General features: G+C 28.9%; 17 protein-coding genes. 3 read left to right on the forward strand and 14 right to left on the reverse strand.

The genetic code is table 11. The annotated features are described in order from the left end of the window. Nucleotides 1-185 precede the first annotated feature (185 nt). The 8 genes from Q0714_RS10720 to Q0714_RS10755 form a co-directional block, all read right to left on the reverse strand. Nucleotides 186-3,389 carry a S41 family peptidase gene (locus Q0714_RS10720; RefSeq protein ID WP_298264841.1) on the reverse strand — a complete coding sequence of 1,068 codons (3,204 nt, stop codon included), beginning with the start codon at nt 3,387-3,389 and terminating at the stop codon, nt 186-188. Between the two features lie 119 nt (nt 3,390-3,508). Further along, on the reverse strand, nt 3,509-5,281 hold the full coding sequence (locus Q0714_RS10725) for a hypothetical protein (protein ID WP_298264843.1): 1,773 nt from the start codon (nt 5,279-5,281) through the stop codon (nt 3,509-3,511). 16 nt (nt 5,282-5,297) lie between these two features. After that, nucleotides 5,298-6,506, reverse strand: coding sequence for a DUF4249 domain-containing protein (locus Q0714_RS10730; RefSeq protein WP_298264845.1), 1,209 nt, complete (start codon nt 6,504-6,506; stop codon nt 5,298-5,300). Nucleotides 6,507-6,537: 31 nt separating this feature from the next. Beyond that, nucleotides 6,538-9,294: a carboxypeptidase-like regulatory domain-containing protein gene (locus Q0714_RS10735; RefSeq protein ID WP_298264847.1), complete on the reverse strand. Its 2,757-nt coding sequence runs from the start codon at nt 9,292-9,294 to the stop codon at nt 6,538-6,540. Continuing rightward, nucleotides 9,294-10,061 (reverse strand): hypothetical protein, encoded by a 768-nt coding sequence (locus Q0714_RS10740; RefSeq protein WP_298264849.1) that lies wholly within the window; start codon nt 10,059-10,061, stop codon nt 9,294-9,296. Before Q0714_RS10740 ends, Q0714_RS10735 begins: the two co-directional genes overlap by 1 nt. Before the next feature lie 164 nt (nt 10,062-10,225). After that, complete coding sequence (locus Q0714_RS10745; protein ID WP_298264851.1) at nt 10,226-11,761, reverse strand: YifB family Mg chelatase-like AAA ATPase; 1,536 nt, start codon at nt 11,759-11,761, stop codon at nt 10,226-10,228. A gap of 18 nt (nt 11,762-11,779) precedes the next feature. After that, the gene (locus tag Q0714_RS10750) at nt 11,780-12,814 is read right to left on the reverse strand and encodes a LacI family DNA-binding transcriptional regulator (RefSeq protein ID WP_298264853.1); all 1,035 of its coding nucleotides are present in this window, start codon (nt 12,812-12,814) and stop codon (nt 11,780-11,782) included. Next, nucleotides 12,814-15,198, reverse strand: a complete 2,385-nt coding sequence (locus Q0714_RS10755; RefSeq protein WP_298264855.1) for a penicillin acylase family protein — start codon at nt 15,196-15,198, stop codon at nt 12,814-12,816. The genes Q0714_RS10750 and Q0714_RS10755 overlap by 1 nt, the downstream gene beginning before the upstream one ends. Nucleotides 15,199-15,324: 126 nt before the next feature. On the opposite strand from Q0714_RS10755, the gene Q0714_RS10760 reads away from it, so the two are divergent. Next, nucleotides 15,325-15,798, forward strand: a complete 474-nt coding sequence (locus Q0714_RS10760) for a hypothetical protein (protein WP_298264856.1) — start codon at nt 15,325-15,327, stop codon at nt 15,796-15,798. Next, nucleotides 15,788-15,988 (forward strand): helix-turn-helix transcriptional regulator, encoded by a 201-nt coding sequence (locus tag Q0714_RS10765; RefSeq protein WP_298264857.1) that lies wholly within the window; start codon nt 15,788-15,790, stop codon nt 15,986-15,988. Before Q0714_RS10760 ends, Q0714_RS10765 begins: the two co-directional genes overlap by 11 nt. A 48-nt stretch (nt 15,989-16,036) precedes the next feature. Here the strand turns inward: Q0714_RS10765 and Q0714_RS10770 are convergent, their stop codons facing one another. From Q0714_RS10770 to lpdA, 6 genes are all read right to left on the reverse strand, one after another. After that, the gene (locus Q0714_RS10770; RefSeq protein WP_298264858.1) at nt 16,037-16,561 is read right to left on the reverse strand and encodes a DinB family protein; all 525 of its coding nucleotides are present in this window, start codon (nt 16,559-16,561) and stop codon (nt 16,037-16,039) included. Between the two features lie 2 nt (nt 16,562-16,563). Continuing rightward, nucleotides 16,564-19,152: a phosphoenolpyruvate carboxylase gene (locus Q0714_RS10775; protein WP_298264859.1), complete on the reverse strand. Its 2,589-nt coding sequence runs from the start codon at nt 19,150-19,152 to the stop codon at nt 16,564-16,566. Nucleotides 19,153-19,218: 66 nt separating this feature from the next. Beyond that, on the reverse strand, nt 19,219-19,611 hold the full coding sequence (locus tag Q0714_RS10780) for a hypothetical protein (protein WP_298264861.1): 393 nt from the start codon (nt 19,609-19,611) through the stop codon (nt 19,219-19,221). A 73-nt stretch (nt 19,612-19,684) separates the two neighbouring features. Then, on the reverse strand, nt 19,685-21,031 hold the full coding sequence (tilS, locus tag Q0714_RS10785) for a tRNA lysidine(34) synthetase TilS (RefSeq protein WP_298264863.1): 1,347 nt from the start codon (nt 21,029-21,031) through the stop codon (nt 19,685-19,687). A gap of 22 nt (nt 21,032-21,053) precedes the next feature. After that, nucleotides 21,054-22,349, reverse strand: coding sequence for an aminodeoxychorismate synthase component I (gene pabB / locus Q0714_RS10790; RefSeq protein WP_298264865.1), 1,296 nt, complete (start codon nt 22,347-22,349; stop codon nt 21,054-21,056). Nucleotides 22,350-22,432: 83 nt separating this feature from the next. Next, nucleotides 22,433-23,833 (reverse strand): dihydrolipoyl dehydrogenase, encoded by a 1,401-nt coding sequence (gene lpdA / locus Q0714_RS10795; RefSeq protein WP_298264867.1) that lies wholly within the window; start codon nt 23,831-23,833, stop codon nt 22,433-22,435. Between the two features lie 486 nt (nt 23,834-24,319). Here lpdA and Q0714_RS10800 point away from each other — a divergent pair. After that, nucleotides 24,320-25,269 (forward strand): PKD domain-containing protein (locus tag Q0714_RS10800; RefSeq protein ID WP_298264869.1); only part of this gene is annotated, 950 nt, incomplete at its 3' end.

Consider the following 25,269-nt stretch of genomic DNA (forward strand, 5'->3'; position numbering starts at 1 on the left):
TTAAAGCTTTCAGTTATAACCTATTGAAAAAAACCACTCAATTGAGTGGTTTTTCATTGCAATTTCCCATAAAATAACAATAACATATATTTCTTTTTCCTATTTCAAAAGTAGGGCTAACGCTTAAATAAATTAAGGGGTGATTAACTGAAAAATAAAGGGGAAATTCCCCCTTTATTTTATTTTTAAATGTCTTTTAATAATTCTTCTACAGCTTTTTTAAGCTGCGTATCAGTTCCTTTTGACCTATCATCAGGGCTATTGTTTATGACTATATCTGGCATTGCTGGAGTAAAATCCATGTTTTTTTCAGAAGATTTTACATACCAACCTCTATAAGGAACTCTCACATACGAACCATCTATTAAAGTTTGACCTCCAGTTGAAATTACAGCTCCAAAAGTTGGGATGCCTACTAATTTTCCTAAACCCAATTCTTTGTAAGCATGTGAAAATATTTCAGCATTGGAATAACTATTTTGGTTGCATAATGCAATTGAAGGTTTGGTCCAAGCAGCTAAAGGCAATCTTTCACTAAACGGATAATAGTTTTTAAAGGCTTTATGATCTTTACTTAAATCATTTGATGCTCCTCTAGGAATAGTATATGCATGTTGTTTAACATTTAATACTGCCATTAAATAATCAGTAGTCCATCCACCACCATTGTATCTTACATCAATCACAATTCCTTCTTTTCCAAACCCTGCAGCGGTTAATTCACGTTCAAAATGTTCAAAACTTGTCCAATTCATCCCTTGAATGTGTATATAACCTAATTTTCCATTTGAATATTTTTCGGTTAAGCGTTTGCGTTCTTTTACCCAAGCATTATAATTATCTGTTCTTCCACTTGACTTAGGTCTAATAATAACTTCTTTATCAACTCCTTTAGAGGTTATTCCTAAAATAATTTTTTCATTGGTTGTGGCAACTAAATGTTTGTAAATATTTTCTGAAGTTGAAACTTTTTCTCCATTTACTGTGTTGATAATATCTCCAACCAAGAGTTTGCTAATTTCTCTGTCAGCAGCAGAATTTGGCACCACATAAGAAATCTTTAATTTATTATTAGCCATTGGTATTAACTCTACACCCAATATACCTGTTCTCTCATTTTGAACCTCTTTTCTATCTTCTCCTCGGTACATTCCCATATGACTGGCATTAATTTGCCCTAACATTTTATTAAAAATAATTTTAAAATCATCTCTAGTTGAGGCTTTTAAAGCTAATGGTTTGTATGTTTTTTTAAGCTCATTCCAGTTTTGACCATGATGATTAGGATCGTAAAATCGGTCTTCAATTGTTTTCCAAGCTTGTTCAAAAATTTGATTGGCTTCCTCGGTATAATCAATAATCATTTTAGCATTAAAAGGAATGCTTTCTTTTTTAGCATTTGCTAATTTTATTCTTGAAATTCTACCGCTACTTATGTAATAAATATAATCTTCTTTGTCGGTTAGGGAAATATTTCTAGGTCTTGTATTACCTTTAGTTAATTCTTTGTTTTCTTTTCCGTCCCAGTTAATTTTATATAAATTTGAAGTTACATCAGGATTTCCTCTTCCACTATTTCCTGTGGTATAATAAAAAGTTTTTCCATCTTTAGAAATGGCATTTAAAAACTCACCTCCATTATAAGCTGTAACTTGCTGTTGGCGTTCGTGTATATTGTCAAAATCAATAATGATATCAGGTATAGAATTTTCTTCCTTGTTTTTGTCTTTCTTTTCTTTTGTATCATTGGTGATTTCTTCCCAATCTTGTTGGGTTTTTTCCCAATCCTTTTTTTGTAACCATACAAACCATATATCATGGTCTCCATTATTTCTGTTTGAAGAAAACCCGATTTTTGATCCGTCTTCACTCCAAATTGGTCCAAAGTCAGATTTAGGGTGCATTGAAATATTCACAGGTTTTTTACTATTGTCTGCTTTATGAATGTAAATTTCGTCGTTAAAGTATAAATCGCTTAAACTATATGCTAACCATTTTGAATCTGGTGACCAAGAAATTCCAGAAGGAGTATCCCAACCATCAACCAATGTTTTTTCTTTACTTATTTTACCATCGTTGTCAATAGAAGCGACTATAAGTTTTCCATATCCCTTATTAAAAGCTATTGATTTTTTGTTAGGAGCCAACTTTATATTTGAAACACCTTCTTTATGGTTGGTAAGTTGTGTAATTTGATGTTTTAATGAGCTAAATAAATTTTTATTTTCAGCATCATTAGATGTGATGGCGTAAATATTATCAGTTCCATTTCTATCAGAAACAAATAATAGAACCTCATCATTTAACCATACCACATCTTCATCTTTATAAGCTGAATTTGAAACATTGATTGTTCTATTCTTCTCAGAATTGTTTTCGGTTATAAAAATTTCACCTCTAATAACTATAGCGCTTAATTTTCCATTTGGTGAAACTTCAACTTCAGAAGCATTATTGGTGTATGATTTTCTAACTATAGGGTCAAATCGATAATCACTATTAATAGTAATTGAAATAGGAGTTGTTTTATTAGAAGTGATATCTAACAACCAAATTTTATCACCAGAAGTCATAACAATATCAGTTCCATTACTACTTAAATCGAATGAGAAAATTCCCATATCTTTTAAGTTTGTAATCTGAGTTATTTCACCAAGTTTATTTCCATTTTGGTCAATAGTTAATTTATGGATATTGTATTTTCCACTTCTTGCAGATTGAAAATAAAGGGTATTATTATTAGCCCATTGAGGAGCTAAATCTTGACCTACAAATGATGTAAGTTGATGATAGCTATCATTTTTAATATCATACAACCAAATATCTCTATTTGCTGGACCTTGATATGCTTCACGTTCAATTCTACAGGATCCTTTTGTAAAGGCAATAAATTTTTTATTTGGTGAAAGGGTAGCATCGAAGCCTACTGTGTTAAGTAATCTAAAAGGTGTACCACCATTTGAATTTACAGAATGAACTTCTGGTTCACGTTCAATTTGCACAAAATTTCTAGCGGTACTAAATATAATATTGTTATCAGTAGTGAAATCTGTAACCTGATCATTGGAAGAGTGGTAGGTAATTCTTTTTGGTATTCCACCAGTAGAAGGAATTGTAAAAACATCATTATTACCAAACCTGTTACTTTGAAACGCTATTGTTTTTCCATCTGGACTCCAAATAGGATTGGTGTCATAAGCTTCATGTATAGTTAAACGTTTTAAATTATCGCCATTTTTTGAAGTAGTCCAAATATCACCTTGATAATTAAAGGCTATAGTTTCTCCATTTGGGCTTAATGTTGGTGAATTAATTAACGGATTGTTTTGTGAATTTAAAGTAGTTTGAATTGTAAGTATACAAGTAAGAGTGAAAAGTATATTCTTCATAAGTAAAATTAATTGATATACTTTCAAAGGTACTAATTTGATTTAGTGAAGATTGTAGGTTAAGAATAGTTTTAACAAAAGTTTAAGGTTTAATTTAGATTAAAACTTATAGTGAAACATTATTTTACTTTAAATTTATTTTTTAGAGAAATGGGAATCCCTTCATTAGTAAAACCTTCTATACAGATTTCATATTCCCCCAAATTGTCAGAAGTAAAAAAACTTATAGAGTCTTCTTCCATAGTTAAATTATAATTAGGAATCCATAATAATTGATTTCTATAATCTGGAATACGATTTGTGTTTTTGTCATCACTATATATTTGTTTAAAATAATTTTTAGTAATTAGTGGCCTGAATAATTTAATTTTTTGAATATGCGTATCAGAAAAATCAGGTTCAAAATTTCCATTAAAGGTTTCAATAAAAATTACACCATCAAAAATTGTTGAGTTCAATGAATAAGTATCCATAAGAACACTAATTTTTTTAATATTATTTGCGTTATAGTCTAACAAGTTGTTGTGGTTTTGAACCAAAATTCCGTCAACTAAAACCAAGGCAGGTAAATCAAATTCAAAAAACTGATCTTGTAATTTTATATGGAAAGTGCTACTTTTTTTCTTTTGTCTAATAGCTACTTCATTAATAATTTCAATAATTGTTTCTTTAATGCTAGGAAATCTAGTGTAATCATCAAGGTTATAAACAATAGCTTTAGTATTGTAAATTGTGTTAATTGAATCTATGGTTTTATATGTTGTAGGTTTTGAACTTGAAAATACATCTTCAATTTGATTGTAAATACTTCTTTTTAAAATATAATCTTTCCATTTAGGAGTTATTTTAAAATTATAAAAATTAAGAGTTTCATAATTTACAGATGAATGTTCATCCATGACAATATTAAAGTTATTTCTTTTTTTACCAATTACTTGAATTATAGCATTGGTACTTTCATATTTTTCAGGAATACTAAAATAAAAGTTACCTAAATTATTGGTAGTGGAAATTTTAAATATTGACTGTTTTCCTTGTATAGAAAGTGCAATTTTAATATTTGAAACATCCAAGTTTACATCATTATTGTTAATTACTTTACCTGAAATTAATTCACCTCTGAGTTCAGGTAAAGTAATGATTTTTTTTATTGTCGATGTAGTTGATTTTGTTGATAAATACTCAATGGCTGTATATTTATTTGGGGTATTAAAGCTATCAATTTTTCTAACAGAAATAGAATAATTACCTTTAGATAAATTCTTTTTTAAACTTTTAATTTTTAAAACTACCTGCTCTCTATTTTTAAAATTATGTTTATTAACACTTAAATCTATATATTCATTTAAGAAAGATAAATTTGATGAATTTTTTTTGTTTTGCAGCTTTTCTTGTTTATTAATATTCGTTTGAAAATCTAAAGGTTCAGTTTTTTCTAAAATAGAAGGTTGATTTTCTTGAAATGGATTAAAAATACTTAAATCACTTTGAAAGTAATTAGTTTGAGTTGAATTTTTCATCCATTGAGTATAAGCAATTAACTTGTAATTTCCAGATTGAATTTTAGCAGGAATTAGAAAGTCTCCTTGTCCTTTTCCGTTTTCTAATCTTATTTTATGTTTAAAAATAGGTTTTTTATCAATTCCAATCAATTCAACATAAGCTATTTTACTTAAATTGCTTGATGTATTTGTATGAGTGTTTAAGCAATAGATTTTATAATAAAGAAATTCTCCTGAAAGTAAAAAAGAAGTGTTTTGGTGAACAAATATATTTTCTTGGTAAATATTATTTAAAATAAATGAATTTTCATTGTTTATGGATATTTGACTAAGCAATGAGCTACTTTTAAATAAAATAAAGATGGTTGTAAAAATTATTATTTTTTTCATTTTTTTTAATTTCTAGTTAGTCTACCCAAAAAGTTGGTTTAACATTAGTACCATATTTAGTGCAGTCGCCGCATTCTACAGGTACAACCAAGTAAGGTCCAGGGTTGGTATAGTTTGGCTCTAGATTATCTCTAAAATATTTTACTGTACCACTATTTAAAGTTACTGCTAAATCAGAAAGATCACCTCCTTCTGGTTTGTTAGTTGGAGCAAAAGGTTCGCATTCTGTAAAATAAGGAGGTAGAGGTTGATTAGGGAAAAAATCTTGATAATTAATAAATATTCTTTTTGTTGAAACTGATGAAACTTCAAATAAACCAACTACCTTATCATTTGGGGAGTCCACTGAGAAAACATTTCCACCAAAAAAGCCTGGCTGATTTTGAGAGAAAATGCTTTCTGATCCAGACAATTTATTAAGGGTTTTATAAAAAGTAAATGCCTCAAGAGATTGTACATACTGTTTTACTAAAATACTATATCTATGAGATATAATGGTGTTATCTTTACTTAATATTCTAACAGGGAATTTAGTAACTCTATCTTCAATAAAACCAGTAGTTTCTTTTTGAATAATTGAATTTGAATTTACGGTATTGTAACATGTTTTTTCTTCTCTTGTTTTTAATTGTTTTTCAATTGTATATGAGTTTGAATTTTGGACTACAACTAAATCATATTGATTCCATTTGGGAGCCACAATTTTATACGTTTCTTCAAACTCATAGCGATAATATCTAGAATCACCATTTGGATTATAGCTGTCAACAAATAATGTGATGTTTTCAAATCCTAAATCATTAACCTCTAAAGAAGGATATAAATTATCAATTTGTGTGATGCTTGTTAATTGTGTTGGTTCAGTAGTGTAAGATTTGCCTTCTTGAGTAGTTATAAAAAGTTGATAATTAATATTTGGTTGAGCTTCAAATTCGTTGGATGAGATATACTTACCAGGAATAGTTTCTATAAAGTTATAAGTGTTTTGATTGTCATCAATAATTTTAACGACTGCATTACTTTCAGGTGAAGGGCCATTACTATCAAGGGGAAATACTTTACTTAAATAAATTTCCTGATTTTTATATTCATTAGTTATTGTAGCTTTTATTATTAAAGCATTTTCTGATGTTGTAGGTTTAATATCGTATGGTTCAACACAACTATTGTTTAAAAATACAAGAATTGTAAAGATGATTGAGTAGAATATTTTATTTTTTTTCATAAACTTAATTTATTTACCTTTTCTTGATATATTAAAATTTAAAATTATAAGTTATGGTAGGTATTGGAATTGAAAATATTGAACTTTGATATGCTTTTACTTTACCCTTTTCAGTAACAAAAAATACAGAATAAGGATTGTTTCTTCCAAGAGCATTGTAAATAGAGATGTTCCAAAAACTATGAGCAAATTTTTTAATTTTATGATTCCCTTCAATATTAAAGCCTAAGTCAAGCCTATAATAGTCAGGAATTCTTAGCTTATTTCTATCACTATACAATACATAATCAATTCCATTGAAATTGTAATTTCCAACAGGGTAGGTTATTGGTCTTCCTGTTTGGTATGCAAAATTAGCTGAGAAGCTAAAACGCTTTGTTAATTTATAGTTGGCTACTATACTTATATCATGTGGCTTGTCAAAGTTAGAAGGAAAAAAATCACCATTATTTATACGCTCTTCACTAAAAATACTATTGAATTTGTTAAATGAACGTGAATAATTATACCCAAACCATCCGTTAAATTTTCCTTTGGTTTTTTTTATTAAAAACTCAATTCCATAAGCTTTCCCATTTCCTTGTAAAACTTCAGTTTCAATTGATTTATTTAATAGTAAATCTGCTCCAACTTTATAATCAATTATATTTTTAGATTTTTTATAGTAACCTTCTAAACTAAGTTCGTAGGTGTTTCCGTCAATGTTTTTATATAGCCCTAAAGTAAACTGATTGGCTTGCTGAGGCTTTATATTAAGGTCAGAAAGTTTCCAAATATCAGTTGATGAGGCCGTTGTGTTATTGGATAGCGTATGTATATATTGATAAGTAGAGTTATAACTTGCTTTAATTGAAAAATCGTTAAACAAGAAGTATCTTAATGAAGCTCTTATTTCAGGACCTCCGTAAGTTTTAATGACTTCGTTTTTCCCGAAGGTTAAAGTATCGGTTACGGTACCTTCACTTTTTGGAAATCCAGATTTATAGAGCTTTTGTGTAGCTTCTCCAATAGATGAGTATATAGAATATCGAAACCCTAAATTGAATAATAAATTTTTATTAACATTGTAATTATCTGAAATAAATATGGCAGATTCTAAAGCTTTTTCTTTAGGTATTTTGAATGGCTCAACAATTGATTCAGAGCCTTTGGGGTCTTTATTTCCAGGATTAACAACATATAATTTGCTCGAAATACCATAATCAAAACTATGCTGTTCGTTTAATAAATACTTCATTTTAAGTTTTAACTCAGTTTCATTAACATTATAACCTAATTCAAAATTATTATCAGAATTACCATCATAAGTGATATTAAATTTGTACTTACTGTTAACTAAGCTTAAATCGCCATGATTATTAGTGTTAAATTTATGATTCCATTTTAATGACATTAATTGATTATTATAACCATATAATGAATCCGAACTAATACTAAAGGAATCATCACTATAATATCCAGTAGCTTCTAAATTATTATTTTCATTTATTTTATGTTGATATTTTAGCACAGCATCATAAAATGAAGCGGTTGAGTTTTTTAACGATTTTTCATCTAAAGATTTTAAAATCCAATCCGAATAAGCTCCTCTTGCACCAACTAATAACCCTGAAGTTCCTTTAATTATAGGTATTTCAAGAGCAACATTACTAGTTACTGGACCAAATGATACTTCGCCTGAAAACTTTTCTGTATTACTGTTTTTTGTATTTATGTCAAAAACAGAAGAAAGCCTACCACCATATTCAGCAGGAATGGTTCCTTTATAAATATTGACATCTTTAATTGTAAATGGATTTAGAGCAGAAAAAATACCAAAAAAATGAGATGGATTATAAACCACTCCATTGTCCAAAAGAATTAAGTTTTGGTCTTCTTTTCCCCCTCTAACATTGTATCCGGAAGCTCCTTCTCCAGCATTTGAAATGCCAGGTAATGTTATGGCTACTTTTAAGATATCTCTTTCACCTAGTACTAGAGGAACACTTTTAATTGTTTCAATTTTAATTTGAGTATTTCCTGTGATAGCTTCTTTTATATTTCTATCTCTATTTGCTTCAATTGTTACTTCTTTTAAAATTTCAGCACTTTCTTGTAAAGAAAGATTTAGAGTTCCATTATCATAAATAATTACTTTTTTTGATGAATCTTGAATCCCTATGGATTTTGTTTCAATAATATTAATTCCGGGTGGAAGGTTGATAGAATAATACCCATTTATATCTGTAACTGTGTTGATATTTTTATTTTTAACTATTATAGCTAAGTTAGGAATAGGTTCGTTAGTTGTATTATTTTTAGTAAAGCCAGTAAGTGTATAGTACTTTTTTCTAGAAAACTTATTTTCTTTACCAATTCTTACAGTTTCAATAGCTGTATCTGGGATGGGTGCTTCTTCATTAAAAAAAACTGGCTCGATGGCTTCTGTTTGAGAAATTGTTTCATCTGATTCGTTAGAAAACCACTCAGGTAAAGTTCCGTTGATTAATATACTACGAGATAAAATAACTTTATTGTCGGATGTGATGAAATAATTAATAATTGTATTCTTAAAAACAGAGTCGAGTAAATTTTGTAAACTACTATTATTGAATTGACCAGATATCAGCTCATCATCAAGCCAACTTTCTACAAAATAGAAGCGATAATTAGTTAGGTTTTCAATTTTTTTTATAACATTTATTTTAGTTTCATTTTCAAAACTTATTGAGATACTTTTTGTAGCTACATTTTGTGAATTGATAAACTGAAAACAAAAAAATATTAAAATTAAAAGTATCTTTTTCATTAGTGTTTAGTTTCTGGATTTTTTAATAGAATATTTAAATGTTTTGTTAAGTTAACCATAAACAAATCAGGATCTGATTTTAATTGCTGTTTTTTGGAGCTGTAAAAACTTACAATATTTTTTTTAAGACTAGGAAATAGTTTTAACAGTTTATTTTTAGAATTTATTTTATAATATTTAAGATCATAGAAAATATAATAAGAACTATTATCTTTAAATTGACTGTAAACAAAATTTCCAATACGTTGTTTTCTTTCTTTTTTATGTTTTTTAAGCAATGTTATTTTTTTACTTTGAAAAGAAATTTCATAAAACCCAGAAATTTCTTCGTTATAAAATATTTCTTCGCTTTTTGAAATATTGATGAATTTATGATTGTTTATTGAGAACGTATCCACTTTGTCTTTTATTAATTGAATGATAGAGAAAGACGATTGGTTAGGAAGTTTAATAATTATTTCATCTTCATAAATATCATACTTCATTTCAATATTAAAAAAGGGTTGTTTATGATAAGTAATATTTCCATTTATAAATTTAGATGTTGAGTAAAATTTGTGATTTCCATCTATAGTTTTATATTTTTCTTTGTAAACTATTCCATTGTTGATCTCAGTATTTTCAACTCCAATAATGTTATCAAACCAATTATAATAATTATTATTTGTATTAAAACTAGTTTGACTTTTTACAGATGTAGTAATAATGATGGTAATAAAATAAAGAACAATTTTATTTTTTCTAAAGAGGGTATTAAAATAAATCATAGATAATTTTTAATAACGTAAATATAATAAATATTTTTTCTTAAAAAATTGGATTTTCTTCAAAATTTAATATTAAATACTTAATTAATTATATATATATGTTTATCCTTAGCTAATAAGTGAAGTTCTAAAAAAAGATATTAAAGCAAAGAGAGATTGAAGTTTTAACCTAGCCAGCCCTCTCTATCTAAACTTCTATATTGTATGGCTTCAGCAATATGGTTTGAAGAAATTTCTTTAGAATGTTCTAAATCTGCAATGGTTCTAGAAACTTTTAAAATTCTGTCATAAGCTCTAGCTGATAAATTTAAACGCTCCATTGCGTTTTTTAAAAGTGTTTTACTTTCATTATTTAATTCGCAAAATTTTCTAATTTGTTTTACATTCATTTGAGCATTGTAATGTACAGTCTCAATTTTTTTAAACCTTTCAGATTGTACTTCTCGAGCTTTAGTAACTCTTTCTCTAATTGACTTGCTTGTTTCACTTTGAGTTTCTTCAGAAAGTTTTTCAAAAGGAACAGGATTTACTTCGATATGGATATCAATTCTATCTAAAAGAGGGCCTGAAATTTTACCTAAATAACGTTGCATTTCAGCTGGAGAAGAACTGATAGGTGCATCAGGATCATTAAAATATCCACTCGGACTCGGATTCATACTTGCAACGAGCATAAAGCTACTTGGATATGTTACTGTAAAACGAGCTCTAGAAATAGTAACTTCTCTATCTTCTAAAGGTTGACGCATTACTTCTAATACCGTTCTTTTAAACTCAGGGAGTTCATCTAAAAATAATACACCATTATGCGATAAGGAAATTTCTCCAGGTTGAGGATATTGACCCCCACCTACAAGCGCAACGTCAGAAATTGTGTGGTGCGGTGATCTAAATGGTCTTGAGCTCATTAGACCTGAATCTTTAATTTTTCCAACCACAGAATGTATTTTGGTAGTTTCAAGTGCTTCTTGAAGCGTCATTGGGGGTAAAATAGATGGGAGTCTTTTGCTAAGCATTGTTTTTCCACTTCCTGGAGGCCCAATAAGTATAATATTATGTCCGCCAGCTGCTGCAATTTCCATAGAACGTTTTACAGATTCTTGTCCTTTAACATCAGCAAAGTCGAACTCAGGGTTGTCTATATTTTTATAAAATTCAGCTCTAGTATCTATAATTGTTTGTTCTAAAGGGATTCCTTCATTAAAAAAATTGATTACCTCCATGATATTGTCAATTCCATAAACTTTTAAATCATTTACAATAGCAGCTTCTTTTGCATTTTGTTTGGGTAAAATGAAACCTTTAAAACCTTCTTCTTTTGCTTTTATAGCTATTGGTAAAGCTCCTTTTATGGGTTGCAAACTTCCGTCTAAAGAAAGTTCTCCCATTATCACATATTCATTGATTTTTTCAGATTTTATTTGGTTTGATGCTGCTAGAATTCCTATGGCTAATGTAAGATCGTAGGCAGATCCTTCTTTTCGTAAATCTGCCGGAGCCATATTTATAGTTATTTTTTTACCGGGTAATTTATAGGTATTATTGTTTAAAGCAGCTGAAATACGATAGCTACTTTCTTTAATGGCGTTGTCAGGCAAGCCAACTAAATGATAGCCAATACCTTTGTCTATATTTACTTCTACGGTAATAGTGGTGGCTTCAACGCCAAAAACAGCGCTGCCATAAATTTTCACTAGCATATTTTTTTCTTTTAATGTTTAAAACTTGATGAACATTTTTTTAGTTGAATCTCGTTCAACTAATTTTGTTTTCATAATAATAGTTTCAATATTATTAAACTCAATTTTTTCTTCAATTTTTTGGATTAATCGTAAAGCCGCTGTTTCTCCAGTTGTATGAGCAAAACGATTAACACTTGTTAATGGAGGTGTGCTATAACGAGATAACATTCCGTTGGTAAACCCTATAATTGAAACGTCTTCAGGAATTCGCAAGTTTCTTTTGTTTAAAACTTGAGTGGTAATCGCTCCGGAAATTTCATCAACAGTAAAAATACCATCAACTTTATTGTTGTCAAGCATTTTATTGATGTTTTCTTTTAAGCCTTCTTCGCTATACTGTCTAATAATTAAATCTTCGTTAGGAACTAAATTATATTTTGTATGTGCTTTTAAATAGCCTTTAACACTAAATTTACTTACATTCAACCCTTCTGAAACTGAAATCAATGCTATATTTTTACATTCAGATCTCATTAAAAAACGGGTTGCTTTGTAAGCACTTTTAACAGAATCGGTAACAACTTTATCACAATTGATTTCTTTATGAACTCTATCGTATAAAACTATAGGAGTACCTTCTTCTATTAAGGAATGAAAATGGTCGAAGTTTTTCACTTTTAATGTTTCTTCAGATAAACACGCAATAAAACCATCAATGGTTCCATTGGAAAGCATTTCCATAGTGTCTACTTCTTTTTTATGAGATTCATTGGTAATACAAGTAACAATGTTATACCCTTTTTCAGCTGCTACTTTTTCAATGCCTCTTAATACACGTGCAAAATAATAGGTTAAAATGTTGGGGATGATAATTCCAATTGTTTTGGTTTTTTTATTTTGTAAACTAAGTGCTAAAGTATTGGGTTTATACTTGTGCTCTTTGGCATATTGTTGAATTTTTTGTTTGGTTTCATCACTAATTTCATAGCTGTCGTTTAAAGCTTTTGAAACTGTTGATATAGAAACATGCAATGCTTTTGCTATTTGTTTTATGGTTATTCGTTTGCTCATTATTTTGGTTGCACTATTAATTTTGTTGAAACACTTATGATTTCTTCTTTGTTCATTTTCATTTTTCTAAATTCACCTTTATTGTACATTTCTGTCTGATCTTTATAATGTTTACTAAAAGGATTTCCAGATTGTCCTGTTGGCAATATACTGATGCTATTTTCAACATCAGAAAAATCGATCACTCTTCTAGTAGAAGGACCGGCTGTAACTTTGTATAATCCGGTGTTGTTATATTCATAACCTCTGTTGTCAATAACTTCTCTGGCACCTTTCATAGGAAAAGGGCCTACATTAAAATATTTTTTTAATGAAGCAATGGTACCTAAAGGGTGTCCATGTTCTAAGGTATGAACTTTTCCCCAGTTCCAATCTTTTATATCATTTCCAAGTTGTTTTTCCAAAGCAGCCACAGCTTCAATTAAAGATTTTGATAATATGTCTTTTCTATTTTCTATGTTATCTTTTGTAGAAATATCATCCCACCAAATTGAATTTTTGTTTTTGACAACTTCAGCAATCATTCTTTTCATTAAATGAGTATTCATTAGTTGGTTAAACATTGTATCACCTAGCTCATCCTTAAATGTATTTTTTAAGTATAAATATACCCATTTATTATAAATAGTTGGTGCAACATGGTCTATTGTATTTTCTCCATTCCAAAGCTGTAATACATCAATAGCTCTTTGTTCGTTTTTACTAAAAGAATTAAAATCCATTATTTTGGTAAACTCTTTAATAATTTCAGGAGCAACAGATGAAGTAACATCATTAATCATAATAGCCATTGCTTGTTTATTCCAATTATTTTTGGGTTCTAGTAATTGTATAATTCTTTTAGCTCTATCTTCAGGTAAATAATAGCCAGGGTATAGCATATTGGCTATAGTATCTGGTTGGTTATTAGCAGAGTAAACATAGTTCCATTTTGGATTTTCAGCCATTGGATTATTGCTGAAATCTAAAAATTCTATTGGATATTCTTCACTTGAGGTTCCATCTAAAATAAACTTACTATTTACTTGCGATTTATGTTTGTATAGTTTTCCAGCAGCCCACCAAGCAACATTTCCTTTAGCATCTCCATACATAATATTTAAACCTGGAGCATGTATCATTGAAGCGCCTTTTTTTACGTCTTCCATTTTAGTAGCTCTGGAAATGGTATAAAGTGCGTCTAAAACTTTTCCTTCTTGTTGAGTGTAAACCCAAGACATTGCAATGGGGTTAGTAGTAGAGATTGTTTCTATAACATCATTTACTATAGGTCCATGTCTCGAACTTCTAACTTTAATTGTAACATCATTTTCATCTTTAACTTTAATAGTTTTAGTAAAAGTATTGTAGGTTTTAAATCCGTTTGGTGTTTTGTATTTATTAACGTTAGAAGGATGATTTTCTTCTTGATAAAAATCTATATCATCATTTTCAAACATCGTTAATCCATAAGCATAGTTTCTATTATGACCTAAAAGAGGAAATGGTACACCAGCAATATGGTATCCATACATTTCATAGTTTGCAGTTTTGATATGAGCTTCATACCATGTGCCAGGTTGCGAATACATAATGTGTGGATCATTTGCAAAAAGTACTTTTCCAGTAGTAGTTTTTTTTCCAGAAACCACCCAGCTATTGCTTCCTATAAAGGGAGGGATAGGTGATTGATTGATAATATTATTTACTTCTGAAACTAAATTGGTGAAATCTTCAATAGATTGTTTGGAGTTTTTTATAAGTACTGTGTTTGGGTTAATGTCAATATTTAAATCTTTCAAGTAGTTTTGCCCTAATTTTTCCTTAATAGCTGTAAGTAAAGGATCTGTTTTGTGTGCCATAGCAAAACTAAAAGACATATAACCTAATATATTATAAATATCAGTTAACTGGTAATGTTCTTTTTCAATTCCTATTAAAGTGAATTCAATAGGTGTTGGGCCTTCATCTATAAATTGGTTTACACCATTTAAATATGCAGTTGCTAATTTATAAACTTTACTATTTTGACTAAGTTTTTCTATAGATTTCTTAGATGCTTCTTCAATCCCTAAGCTCACAAAAAATTTGTCATTTTTAAGCATATCTTTACCAAAAATTTCAGACAATCTTCCGGGAGCAATTCTTCGCATTAATTCCATTTGCCATAATCTATCTTGGGCGTGAACATAGCCTAAAACGGTTAATGCGTCTTTTTCGGTTTCAGCATAAATGTGTGGAATTCCATAATCATCAAAATATACTTCAGCTTTTTTATCAATTGCTGACAATGATAAATTTCCAGAATACGTAGGTTTTAAACTATTATAATACATCCAGCCTCCAAGTATAGCCAGAGCTATAATAGTGGTAAAAATGAGAAGAGTTTTTTTTAGAATTCGCATGGAAATTTATTGATTTTATAGTTACTTCAAATATAATATTTTAAACCTTACGAAACTAAATAGTAAAAAATATTTGTCTATATGTAAAGTTTATTTTACATTTGAATATATTTTAAATTTGAACTTATGAAATCACGATTTTTATTTTCTCACAAATTCAAGCATTTAGGTTGGATTTTATTTAGTACAGGCTTTGTATTGGGTGTTATATTATTATGGAATGATATAGAGTATCCAAATTGGGAAACGAATGTTTTTCCTTTAATTGGGTCAAATGATATTTTTTCAAGTACTATTTTTGAATGGACAAGTAATAATATTGCAGATGAAATAGCTTCAATATTAATTATTTTGGGAGGAATTTTAGTATCCTTTTCCAAAACAAAAGATGAGGATGAGTACATTTCAAAAATTAGAATGGAAAGTTTAATTTGGGCAACTTATGTAAATTATATGGTGTTGGTTTTGGCAATTATTTTTGTTTTTGATTTAAGTTTTTTAAATGTATTAATTTATAATATGTTTACCGTGTTGCTGTTTTTTATGTTACGCTTCCATTATGTTTTATATAAATCTAAAAAACTTACTGATGAAGAATGATATTAAAGTACAAAGAGCTATTCATAATTTAACTCAAGCAAATTTAGCTGAAATGATTGGGGTAAGCAGACAAACAATTAATGCTATGGAACTTAATAAATATGTTCCTTCTACGGTACTTGCATTAAAAATATCATCTATTTTTAAAAAATCAGTAAATGAAATTTTCTTTTTAGACAATAATGATTAAAAGTTATTAAAAAAGCCCTCTTATAAAGAAGGCTTTTTAGGATTTTAATTAACGGTTATTTAAATATTTTTCTTTTATAATATTTAAATGATGCATTTGATGCCCAGCAATAATAAAGCCTATAGCTCTAACTGTCATTTCGCTACCATTAGCAGTACCACTCATTTTAAACATTTCATTAGTAAAGCTTTTAAATAATGAGATGTTGGCTTTTCTTAAGTAGCTTAATTCATCTAATAAATCTGTTATAGATCTATTATTTCCATAAGAATTATCAACATACCAATTTTCATCAAAACCTTGTAAGTTGGTGGCGTCATTTCTAGAAAATCGCATAGCTCTATAACTTAAAACTCGTTCAGTATCAATAATGTGTTGGACTAACTCTTTAATAGTCCATTTACCTTTAGCATATTGATAAGTTAATTTTTCTTCAGGCAGCTCTTTAACAGTGTTAACTATATCGTTTAATGACCTGTTTAATACTTCAAATAAATTAACATTGCCTAAAGCTTTAATGTAATTTTTATAAAATGGTGCGTACTCATTTTCTGTAACATAAATTGAATTCATAATTAAGCTGAATTTCTACTTGCATTAATATTTCCAAATAAAGATCTGGTTACCATTTTTTCATATATTTTAATCTTTTCATGATTTGTATGTTCATCTTTTTGCAATTCTTGAATTTTAATTAATGCATATTGTTGAATAGTTAACAAAGGCAAAACAATATTTTCTCGAATGTTAATTGACTCTTTTCCAACTTTGTTGCTTTGCATTAATTCGGTATAGTTAGAAAGTTTTAAAATTAAACGTTTTGTAGTTAAGTATTCGTTATAAATAATATTCCAAAATTCTCCAAATTCTTTATCTTTAGACATATATGAAGTAAGTTCAAAAAATGATTTTGAAAGCGACATCATACTATTTCCAATAAGAGCTTTAAAGAAATCGGAGTTGTTGTAAAACTTGATTAATTTATCAAATTCACCAGCATCTTCGTACTTTTTTAATGCAGTACCAACTCCATAAAATCCAGGAACATTTTGTTTTAACTGACTCCATGAACCTACAAAAGGGATGGCTCTTAGATCTGAAAAGTTAAGTTTTGCGGATTTAGATCGTTTAGACGGTCGGCTACCAATATTAGTTTTTGCATAATATTTTAACGTACTCATTTTTTCTAAATATGATAAAAATTTAGGATGATTTTTAAAATCTGAATATGCTTTATAGCTGGTAGTTGCTAAATCATTCATAATTTCAGTATCATTTTTAGTCATTATATTGTTAGCATTGCTAAACAATTCATTAGAAATTCCGGCACTTAATAATTGTTCTATATTGTATTGTGATGAATCTAAAGTTCCAAAATTAGAACTGATAGTTTGTCCTTGTACGGTTAATTGAATTTCTTCATCTTCAATAGTTGGCCCTAAAGAAGCGTAAAATTGATGTGTTTTTCCTCCTCCACGAGCAGGTGGTCCACCACGGCCATCAAAAAAGATAACTTTAACACCATATTGTCTGGATATTTCAGTTAAATTTTCTTTAGCTTTAAAAATAGACCAGTTTGCCATTAAATAACCTCCATCTTTAGTTCCATCAGAAAAGCCTAACATTACTGTTTGTTTATTTCCTCTTTTAGCTAAGTGATTTTTATATGCAGGATTTGTGTATAATTTTTCCATCACACTTTTAGCATTTGTTAAATCGTCAACAGTTTCAAATAGAGGAATAATATCTGCTGTAATATGATGATTGAAGCCACATAAATTAAACATGGCAAAAGTTTCCATAACATTTACAGCTGTTTGGTTATTGCTTATAATATAACGGTTGGCACCTCTTTCGCCATTGTTTTGTTGAATGGCTTTTAATGCATAAATAGAGCCTAAGGTTTTGGCTGCCATTTCATCTTTAATAGTTGAAACATCTACTGCTCCTGATACTTCAGAAAGAATTTGAAGTTGTTCGTCTTCAGAAAGCTCAAAGTAGTTTTTAGGGAAAAGCGTACTTCCGGTTTTTTGTAAAGTTGTTACAATTTCTGAAAAAACATTGTGATGAACTCTGCTATCTTGTCTAATATCTAGGGTAGCAAAGTGGTATCCAAATAAATGTACCTTATTAATAAAACCATCTATTTCAGTTAGGTAAAGTGATTGGTGTTTTGATATAAGGGTTTCTCTAATTTGCTGTAATTTTTCAATAAATTCATTCAAAGCAATCATGGTGTTTATTTCAGGGTTTACACTGTTTTCAAACAATAAGCTTTCTAATTCTGAAATAATTTGCTCTACGCCATTAAACGTAAGTCTTCTTTTTAGTGAACGAATATCTCTATAATAATTTTTTAAAATGGTTTGTTTCAAGCGTTTTGCTACATTCAATGTAATTTCAGTAGTAACAAAAGGATTTCCATCTCTATCACCACCTGGCCAAAACCCTAAATTAATTATTTCATTTTTAATGGGATGTCCATCAAAAATATTACTTTGAACATAGTCGTAAACGTTTGCTATAGAATGGTAAAATACATTTTCTAAATACCAAATTAAGTTAACAGCTTCATCATAAGGTGTTGGTTTTTCATGTTTGAAAAAAGGTGTTTTACCTAATTGTGCTAACAGTTGATTTATTTTTAATAAATCATTTTTTTGAATAGCTTCAGTTAAATCTGTAATTATTCCTAAAACTGTTCCAGGGTAAAATTGTGTTGGATGAGCGGTTAAAACAACTCTAACTTTAAAATCTTCTAAATGTTTTTTTAAAGCTTCTTTTTTATTTTCTTGAGTAGCCATTTCTTTGCTATTACGAAGAGTGCCAACACCATCCATATTATTTACAACAGGGAAAGCAGCATCTTCAATAGCATCAAATAGAACAACTTGTCTTTCAATATATTGAATAAATCTAAACAAAAGATTTACTTTTTCATCTTCAGTAGGGTTTTCTTGATAAGTTTGAAAAAAAGATTCAACAATTTCATTAGGATTCTTTTTTGAAGAAAAACCATTTTTACAAACTTCATGGAAAAGAGGTAACAAAACACCTGTTTTACTAATAGTATCAAATGGTAATGTCATAAAAATACTATTATAAATTTGGTATTTAGCCAATACATTTTCATTAAACCTAGTAAGTTTTGGTTGTTTGTGCATATGTTTTTGTTTTTAAATGCGAAAAATACAAAAGCGAAGTTAAAATACGATTTTTAAAAGCTTAAATTAACGAAATCGTTTTTTTTGTAAATCGTTTTGATATTGAAATGGTTCATATAGTTTAGAAACTTTGAAAAAGCTTTTTTCTAATTCAAGTCGGTCCTTAATTTTTTTGTAAGTATCTAAACTAAATTTACTGGAAGCTTTAAAAGTAGTGTTTAAAGGAATGGTAAAGTAACCATTTTCTATATTTTTTTCGTTAATATAAACAAATTTATAAGAGTTAAGCTTTAGTCGTTCATTTAAATTAACAATAGCATTAAAGCTGCTTGAAGTGGTTGTTTGAGAATAAATACTTTTTGGGATAGTGTTGGTTTGTTTAGCAACAGTAATTTCTTGAGAAAAACTTTTTAAAACAACTAAATATAGAAAGACGAAAAGAATAGTATTTTTAAGCATAACAAAAAAATTACACTATAAATTTAGTGTTTTAAACAGGATAAACAAAATTTAATGCAAAACGATTTTTAGTTTACAGAGTAACTTTTAAAATAGAACAAGTAGATTCAGTTACTTTAAATCTCTCATCTAAACGTTGTCCTATTACCCAAATAATATCATTATTAGAACATAAAAGCCAAACGTTTTCCTTTTCTAATATTGACATTTTTTCATCTTTAAAAAATTTACTCACTTTCTTTTTTCCTTGTAATCCAATAGGGTAGAAAAAATCTCCTTTTTGCCATTTTCTTAATATGAGTGGAAACGTAATTTTATCGGCATCTATGGTTATTGTTTGAGGGCTGTTAAGCACTAATTCCTCTATTATTTTTTGTTGATGATTTTTATTGTCAAAGGGAATATTGATGGTTTCAAAAGTTAAGTTTATTGGAACTGAGATTTGGCTTGTGCCTTTGTGTATTTCAGTAAAAGGTGTTTTTGGACTTTTTGAGATTTTGGTGAGTATTAAACAGTCTCTATCTTTAACCAAACGATGTGTTTTACTAAAAACTTGTTTGCCACTTTGGGCATCTAATAAATTTGTGACATCATCCCATTCTGTAAAACCATAATTTTTAAGGAGTTCGTATAAATAAATTTTAGGGTCGCTTAGTTTTTTAAGTTTTAAAATATCAAAATGAGTTTCAGTTTTATGTACAGTTGAAACTTTATCATTTACATTTTGAATTCGATCTTTTACAATTTGTTGGCTGGCTTTTAGGTTGTTTAATGTTTGGTAAAATGTTTCTAATAAACTAGGGTTTAATTCTTTTAAAATAGGAATTACTTTATGTCTAATTTTATTACGAACATATTTAATAGATGAATTGCTTTTGTCTTCTCGCCATTGGAGTTTATTTTTTGCTGCATAAACTAAAATTTCATTTTGGGTAAAAGGAAGTAATGGTCTAACAATGTTTCCATTAATTTCAGGAATGCTAGTTAAGCCGTCTAAACCAGTACCTCTAGTAAGATTGATTAAGAAGGTTTCCAATATATCATCTTTATGATGGGCAGTTATTAGATAATCAATTTGTTGTTCTTTACAAATATTATCAAACCAATTATAACGTAATTCACGAGCGGCCATTTGAGTTGACAACCCTTTTTCGTTAGCATATTTTTCAGTTTCAAATTTTATGGTATAGGTTGGAACTTGCATTTTTTCACCTAAATCAATTACAAACTGCTCGTCTTTATTGCTTTCTTTTCCACGTAAAGTAAAATTGCAATGGGCCAATGAAATATCAAAATTTAGTTTTTTCATCAAGCGAGTAAGTACTACACTATCAATTCCTCCAGAGATTGCTATTAATAACTTTTTATGGTTTAAAAAAGGTAAATTTTTATCGATATGTTCTTTTAATTCCGCTTTCATAAGTTATGGTAAATATAACTATTTAGTTTACTAAAACTTGTTTCATAGCTTTAGCTTTTAACAAACATTCTTCATATTCTTTTTCAGGATTAGATTGCGCTGTAATTGCACCTCCAACAGAGTATGAAACATATTTTTTAGAAGCATTGTATAAAATACTTCTAATAATAACATTAAAATCAAAATCTCCGTGAGGTGTAAAATAGCCTACTGCACCAGAATATAACCCTCTTTTAGTTTCTTCTAAATTTTCAATAATTTTCATTGCGGAAATTTTTGGAGCACCTGTCATACTTCCCATTGGGAAAGTATTTTTAATAATATCTACAGGATGAACCTCTTTTTTTAAGGTGCAAGAAACAGTAGAAATAAGTTGATGTACTTGCATAAAAGTATAAACTTTACAAAGTTCATCTACTTTTACGGTTCCTTTTTTTGAAAACCGAGATAAATCATTTCTAACCAAATCAACAATCATAATATTTTCTGCACGTTCTTTTTGGTTTTGTTCTAGTTGTTTAATAAGTTTTAAGTCATCAATTTTATTAGCTGCTCTTTTAGCGGTTCCTTTAATGGGTTGAGAAACAACTAAATCACCTTCTTTTTTTAGATAACGTTCGGGTGAAGCGGATAATAGAAATTTATCGTTTAATTTTAAAAAAGTAGCAAAAGGAGGTTTAGAAATTTCATTTAAATTTTGGTAAACTATTACCGGATTAATTACGGAGTCTTCACTATAAAATTCTTGACAGAAATTAGCTTCGTAAATGTTCCCTTTTTGAATATGTGTTAAAACTGTATTCAATTTTTTAAAATATTCATCTTTATGAATTCGAAGTTTTATTTTAATATTTTCAGTAGCAGCCTTTGGTACAGTTTTTTTTATTTTTTTAATTTCATTTAAATCTTGTTCAATTTCATGCTTAAATTGATTGAGGTATTTTAAAGTGATGATAGTTCCTTTAATGAATATAATTTTTGAAGGTTGAAAAAAAAACAACTCTGGAAAGTTAAGTCCATCAAAATTAGAAGAAGTTAAATTTTCAACATCATTTTTTAAATCGTAGCTTAAATAACCAAAAATATAATCGTTAATTTTAGTTTGGTATTCTTTAAGCTTTTTAAAAGCATTTTTATAATTGGTTTCAATTTTAGAAAATGCGCCTACAGCTAAAGCAGCATCAAAATTTGAATGTTTTTGTTGGTAGTTATTACTATCTAACCAAACAGCAGTTTTAAATTGCTGTGACCAGAGTAGGAGTTGTGTTTTAAACTCAGTACTATTTTCAATCTGAATTTGATAACTAGTTCTTTGCATTGTCGCAAAAATAGAAAAGTCCCTTCAAATTGAAAGGACTTTTTTATAAATATGTTTTCTGATTCATTCAGAATTGAAATGTATCAACTATGAATTGCTCTATTACTTACCGCTAAACAAGCTTCTTTAAAAGCTTCAGTAAATGTTGGATGCGCATGTGATGAACGAGCAATATCTTCAGAAGATGCTCTAAACTCCATGGCAATAACTGCTTCGGCAATCATATCTGCAGCTCTGGCACCAATCATGTGAACACCAAGAATTTCATCGGTTTCGGCATCTGCTAATACCTTTATTTGTCCATCCAAATCCATACTTGCTCTTGCTCTACCTAAAGCTCGCATTGCAAAAGTTCCAGACTTATAGTTTACACCAGCTTCTTTTAATTGTTCTTCGGTTTTACCTACAGCAGCAACTTCTGGCCAAGTGTAAACAACACCAGGGATTAAATTGTAATTGATATGAGGTTTTTGTCCAGCAATTAGTTCTGCAACCATGGTTCCTTCTTCTTCAGCTTTATGAGCTAACATAGCCCCTTTTACAACATCACCAATGGCATAAATATTTGATACATTGGTTTGTAAATGTTCATTGATTTCAATTTGTCCTTTGTCTGTAACTTTTATACCTACATTTTCTAATTCTAATCCTTCGGTATAAGGTTTTCTGCCCACAGAAATTAGCGTATAATCTCCTTTAAACTCTGTTGAAACACCTTTTTTATTGTCAGCTGTAACAACCACTTCATTTCCATGATTTTTAACTGAGGTAACTTTATGACTAGTAAAAAATTTGATACCTTGCTTTTTTAAAGATTTTTGTAACTCTTTAGAAAGCATTGCATCCATTCCAGGTGTGATAGTTGGCATATATTCAATCACAGAAACTTGAGATCCTAATCTGCTATAAACCGACCCTAACTCTAAACCAATAACACCACCACCAATAACAATTAAGTGTTTTGGTATTTCAGTTAAACTTAAAGCTTCGGTTGAAGTAATAATTCTTTTTTTATCAATTTCAATAAAAGGCAAGCTAGCAGGTTTTGACCCTGTTGCAATAATGGTTTTAGTTGCTTCAATTTTTTCTGTTGTAGCATCATTTTTTGCAATATTAATATGTGTAGCATCAGCAAAACTACCAACACCTTGGTACATATCAATATTATTTTTATCCATCAAAAAGTTAATACCTCCTGAAGTTTGTGAAACCACTTCATTTTTACGAGCAATCATTTGTTCAAAATCTACATCTAAACCTTTAACTTCAATTCCGTGAGCTTTAAAATGTTTGGTTGCATCATAATAATGATGCGAGGAATCTAATAAAGCTTTTGAAGGTATGCAGCCTACATTTAAACAGGTTCCACCTAATGTATTGTATTTTTCAATAATTGCAGTTTTAAGACCTAATTGAGCACATCTAATTGCGGCAACATATCCTCCAGGTCCTGAGCCTATAACAGCTACATCATATTTATTCATAATTGTATTGTAATGTTGAGTTGCAAAAATAGGATATTTTATGAATTGAATAATAAATACCTGATTAAAAGAAACATTGAAAAGGATTTATAAGGTTGTTTTTTTTAAATTTTAAAAACATAAGATACTGAAAAACAATATGTTAAATCTATTTTCTATTTAAAATAAAAAAAGAATTGTTAAATTGTATGATATTTATCACCATTTATTACCAAAAACGATCCATTTGTTAAAAACCTTAAAAATTGAGCTTTGTAAATTTATTTATACAAAACTTCTGGAGTATATTTGTTATTGAATTGAGAGATGTCCCCCACAAAACTCATTTATTTTTTGGCCCCACAGATTTAAAACAACAGTGTAAAAAAGCATTGTTTGGATAGTTAGACCCCTATAATTAGTTAAATTGTCTTTATGACAAAAAAGCTTTTTAAGTTGTAATTGTATATTAATTTATGCAGTATTTGAATTTAAAATAAAAAAATTATGAAAAAAATTACTTTTAAGCGTTTAACAATTATTTTGTTATTATTTTTTACAACAACCATAGGGTTTTCTCAAATCATTGCAGATTTTCCAGCTACCGAATCCACATTAGATTGTAGTATTGATGGTTGTAATGCAAATGATGTTGAATTTGGGAAAGTGTTTTTAGCCGATTCTTCTGGAAATCAATTAGCTACCTGTACAGCAGGTGACCCAATTGCTGGATATTATATTTGGGTAGAAGTAACTAAAACCAGTTCAAAACACGATTTATTTATGCAATTTAATTTGTATAAAGATAATGTTAAGATTGGTTTAGATGGTAATCCTACATTGTCACCAAATAAAATAAGTGTAGGTGATAATGGAGCTATTCAACTAGCAAATTATAGAATGTTTGAATTACCTTCCTATTTATGTGGTGAGGTATTAGAATTAAGAGATATTTATTTGTCATGGCAAACTCCAGGAAATGCATCTGGAGATCCTGGTTGTGCTACACAATCTAGTAAATGTTCAGGAGCTAACCTTGAAACTATAGTAGTTAACACGCCACTTTCGGTAGATTTCACTGTTAACGAAAATTGTGATGGAGGTGATTATGAAAAAGTTGTGTTTACAAATACATCAACAGGAGGTGATGGTACTTTAACCTATTTATGGGATTTTGATGGAGGAGTTTCTAATCTACCTCTTACAAATGAAGGACCTCATACTGTAGTATTTGCATCAGGAGGTTCGAAAAATATTAGTTTAACAGTAACTGATTCAGATAACGATGTTGCTGTAAAAAATACAGTAATAACAATTGAGAGTTGTTGTGTTGATACTGTAATTACGACAGATGTTTCAGATCCATCACCAGTATGTGCGGGGTCACCGATAGGAGCTCTTACAGTTTCGGCAAGTGGCACAGGAACGATTAGCTACCAATGGTATAGCAATACATC

This window comes from uncultured Lutibacter sp., from assembly GCF_947493565.1.
In the GTDB taxonomy this organism is placed as follows: domain Bacteria; phylum Bacteroidota; class Bacteroidia; order Flavobacteriales; family Flavobacteriaceae; genus Lutibacter; species Lutibacter aestuarii.